The organism is Methylobacter sp. (assembly GCF_004322395.1).
In the GTDB taxonomy this organism is placed as follows: Bacteria; Pseudomonadota; Gammaproteobacteria; order Methylococcales; family Methylomonadaceae; genus Methylobacter_A.
Window position 1 is genome coordinate 1 of sequence record NZ_SCTW01000022.1, and the last position, 4,441, is coordinate 4,441.

At 46.9% G+C, this 4,441-nt stretch carries 2 protein-coding genes; both read right to left on the reverse strand.

Translation table 11 applies throughout. The features are described from left to right. Positions 1–2,126 (reverse strand): sensor domain-containing phosphodiesterase (locus EPO18_RS03370; RefSeq protein ID WP_292430507.1); only part of this gene is annotated, 2,126 nt, incomplete at its 3' end. Positions 2,127–2,321: 195 nt separating this feature from the next. Then, the gene (locus EPO18_RS03375) at positions 2,322–4,004 is read right to left on the reverse strand and encodes a glycoside hydrolase family 17 protein (protein WP_292430510.1); all 1,683 of its coding nucleotides are present in this window, start codon (positions 4,002–4,004) and stop codon (positions 2,322–2,324) included. Positions 4,005–4,441 lie beyond the last annotated feature (437 nt).

A 4,441-nucleotide genomic window follows, 5' to 3' on the forward strand; every position in this document is an offset into this window, starting at 1 on the left:
GCTACGCCTTCGGTCAACTCCAGTTCCAGATATTCCGGAGGCAAACCTTCTTCATCGAGTATGCGTGTGACCAGCTCGGGCAAATCGGGATGACGAAACTGCACCGCGGACAGGTTCACCGCCATAATCAGCGGGCCTAAACCCTCATCCATCCAGGCTTTTGCCTGCCGCATGGCGCATCGCAATACCCATTCGCCAATCGGCAGGATCAGCCCGCTGCCTTCGGCGACAGGAATAAACTCTGCCGGTGACACCATGCCCAGTTCAGGATGCTGCCAGCGCAATAAAGCCTCCGCCCCGATAATGATCCCGTCTCGCATCGACACTTGCGGCTGGTAATACACTTGTAATTGCTCCTGTTCCAGCGCGTGACGCAACGCATTGACCAATCGCAGATTGCGTGCCGAGCGTGCTTGCATTCCCGGAGTAAAAAAACGATAGCACTGGCGTCCTTCCTGTTTGGCAAGGTACATCGCGGTATCGGCGCTCTTGGAGAGTGTTTCCAGATCCCTCCCATCTTCGGGATAGAGCGCAATGCCGATCGATGCTGTCAGAGTCAGATCGTAGTGCTCAATCCGATAAGACTCGGCAATAGCATCCAGTAACTTTTGCGCAACATGCGCGGCGCCGGTTGCATCAATACCGGGTAATAACAAAATGAATTCGTCCCCGCCCAAACGTGTCACCGTATCTTCTTCACGCAACGCCATACGCAAACGATTGGCCAATTCGATCAACAAAATGTCACCGACACTATGGCCGAGCGAATCATTGATGTCTTTGAAATGGTCGAGATCGAGGAACATCAATGCCAAATGTCCGTTACTGCGCTTTGCCAAGCTGAGAGCATATTTCAGATGATCATTCAGTTGAGCGCGGTTCGGCAGCCCGGTGAGCGGATCGAAATTTGCCAAATAGTAAATATGTTCCTCGGCGCGTTTACGTTCGGTAATATCGGAAAAATTAGCCACGTAATGAGTGGTTTTATCGTCACTGTCCTTAACGGCAGTGATTGTTAGCCATTTTGGATAGATATGCCCATCTCTATGTCGATCCAGAATTTCACCTTGCCAGTATCCTTCACGGTGTAATGTCTCATGCATTGTCCGATAGAAAGAACTGTCGTGATGGCCGGATTTAAGTATGGAGGGCTTTTTACCGATCGCTTCTTCCGGCGAGTAGCCGGTTATGTTCGTAAAGGCTTGATTGACTCGGACAATAATTTGGTTTGCATCCGTAACGATAATACCTTCCTGCGTTTGAAATGCAGTAGCGAAAATACGCTGTTCCTGTTCTGCAAGCTTTTTATCTGTAGTATCGCGTACAGCGCCTACGGTACGGACAGCTCGATAGACATCTCCATCGGATTCAAAAAATGTTTGCGACCGTGTTGCCAGCCACCGAACTTCTCCATCCTGACGGGAAATCCGATAGTCGATGTCGAGGAGACCATTTCCGGATGGATTTTGAGCATGTTGGATAGCTTCGATAACCCGTTCTCGGTCTCCCGAATGAATACTGGCGGCAAATGCCTGAGTCGTCACGAGTTCATTGGCGTCCCATCCAAAATGGGTCCGCAGTTCAGGGGAGCAATAGATTGAGTCATTGCAATAATTTTGCTCGAAAACACCTGTTCCGGAGACACGGGTTGCTTGATACAGCCTGTCCTCGTTTAATCGAAGAATTTCACTGACCCGCTCTTTTTCTTCAAGATTATGTCTTCGCTCGATCTCCATGCCGATACGCTGGCCGATGATAAGCAGAAGCTCTTGATCTTCATTAGAGAAATCATGCGGTTTATCGTCTAACAAGCAAGTAACAGCTACCACTTTTCCGCAATTATCCAGAGAAGGAAACCCACAGTAAGCAACGGCGTTGTGGTCTTGAAGGAAAGTTGCGTTCGGAAAACGTTCCTGTACGCGATCGTAGACTCTAATATCTTTCGTTTCCTCAACCGTTGCGCAAGGAGTAAGTGCAAGAAAACAGGAACCTGCATTGATATAGATATCTCCATCCTTATATACGGCCAGGAAATTAAGCTGCTCTCCTTGTATTTCGGACAGGCAAACAATCTTGACTTCCAGCAACTCGCCTATCAGTCTGGCCGCATGCTGGAAAATTTCCATTGGATCGCCCGATAACGTCAAACTGAGTTCAAACAGCTTTTTAAGTTTTGATATTCGGGCATCTGTCATGGTGGCGTTAAATTTGAGCTGAACTGTACTTTGAATCTAATTGTTTGTTAATTATATCGAATTCATCATGCCGGTGCATTCCGAGTCAAAGCGTCGCCTTGTTGTAACGCTTATTAACGAATGTTTTTAAGGCTGAGCTTTATCAGCGTCATTTGTCCAGAACGGAATGGACAAGATAGATAAACAAAGCAACCAAGTTAACAACTGCTGATTTTGAAGTGTTAAGTCTAACGCGAACGGTAGGCCTTCGTAAAAACCCGGATGCGCCAGAATGAAATCATGCCCGTCCATAAATGCTTTGGTTTCGCCTAAGACTAATGCGATAACGCTAATACTGGTCAAGTAGACAAGAATGCGATCGCGGCGGGTTGATAAATTTCCGCCGCTTAGACTATCAAATTGTAGAGATTGGTAGCCTAAGCGGCGCTGACGTATCCACAGACAAACTATCAAACCGCACACACCAATCGCAGGAATAGCGAATTGCTCGACTGCAAAGCTTAGATAGCGCCCGTTAAAGGCTAAGCTATAGGTTTTATAAAGCGCCAGCAGTATGAAAATCAGGTAGCCACTTCTCAATCGGGCCGCTAATTTTTGCCCATCCGGGTTGTCGGCCAAAACATCATAGAAGCGCTGGGTCAGCAACCCACCCAATGCTGCATTAGCGGCAACCATGGACAAGGTGTACGCGCGTTGCCAATGGCTGTAACTGGTGTACCAGAGAAAATCCGCCAGCGTTATCAGGCAAACGCTAAGCACTTGCGTCAAGGCCAAAAACACCAGCAAACGCGGTAGGGAAACAGATTGCAGTTTTTTATAATAAACAGCCGCAATCAGTAACCACAAGCTTGTCGCTGAGGCAAAATGCAACGGCCAGGCAGGATTCTCGCAGACCGGACCGGTTAAAGGAAAAACCGGTTTATGATCGGCTGATAGTAATCCCCAATTAGCACCGGCCACACCTTCATAATTACTTTTCCAAGGCTGGTTAAAAGCTTCGATGATGTTGTAGTCGAAATGGTGGCGGTTGGCTGCCTGGAGCAGGCTTCGAATAAATTTGGCTTCATTAACGACGCTCGGGACAGATCGGCCGCGCTGCCGGCCGATACTGGGCCAGCCGGATTCACCGATCAGGATGGGCTTGTTTTGCCCCATACTGAGTGCGTTTTCTTTGATTTGTTGAACGATTTTCTCAATATGTTCAGTCGCGTGTTCAATCGGAACCGGTTCGTCTTCCCAATAAGGCAGTATGTGGATGGTAATAAAATCCACTTCATTGATGAGTTGGGGGTATTTCATGTAGATCGACCAAACATCGGCGTATGACACCGGTTGTTTAACGGCTTGTTTGACTTGCCGGATATAACCGATCAGGCTGTTAACATCCATATCCCGGCGAAGCAGTACCTCGTTACCAACGATGATCCGTTTGACTACATCAGGGTGGGCATTAACCGATTTGATCAATGCCTCGATTTCTTTTTTATTGTTGCTATGGTCAGGACCCAGCCAACCGCCCTGAATCATGTTGACTTTATATTTACGCGCAATATCAGCGGTAGGTTCGCTACCAAGAATGGAATAAGTGCGAACGGTATGAGTTTTATCCGCCAGCAACCCTAAATCCTCGTCAATGTGCTCAGGTAACGGAGTTTTAAAGCCTTCTCTAGACGATGCAAAAGATAAGCTCATCAGTTTGCCTGCCGGTACATCGGCGCCGGCATCCTGTGGCTGGTTGGTAAACCAGCCGATAGTGCCGTGAACAATAATTATTAAAATCAGGCAAAGCAAGATTTTGACGGTTTCCATAACTATAGAAATTAGAGTTAACGATGAACTTTAAAATCAATTTATGAACAATTATACGGTTTTTGGTATTTTGGTGGTGAAGTTAGAAAAAATCATTCGTAGCCTAATATTTCCACATTCCATGAATAGTTTTGGGCCTGCAAAAATTAAGTATAAGATTAACGCCGAAAATGGGAAATTCGGTTTTTTCAAGCCTAAACAGATAGATGAAATATTAACTGATGTTACGTAGTTGTTCGGATTTAGACTGCATTAATATTTTTATTATTAAAGTGTCGCTACCGCGACGTTATTTGAATCGGGTTCTCGCACCCGAGGGCGAGTTACTTTCTTTTGCGTCGCCAAAAGAAAGTAACCAAAGAAAAGGCGACCCGGTTGCCGCTTGCTTCCTGCGCTCCTCGCTTTCGACGGGGGTTGCCAGAAGGGCCATCCTTGGC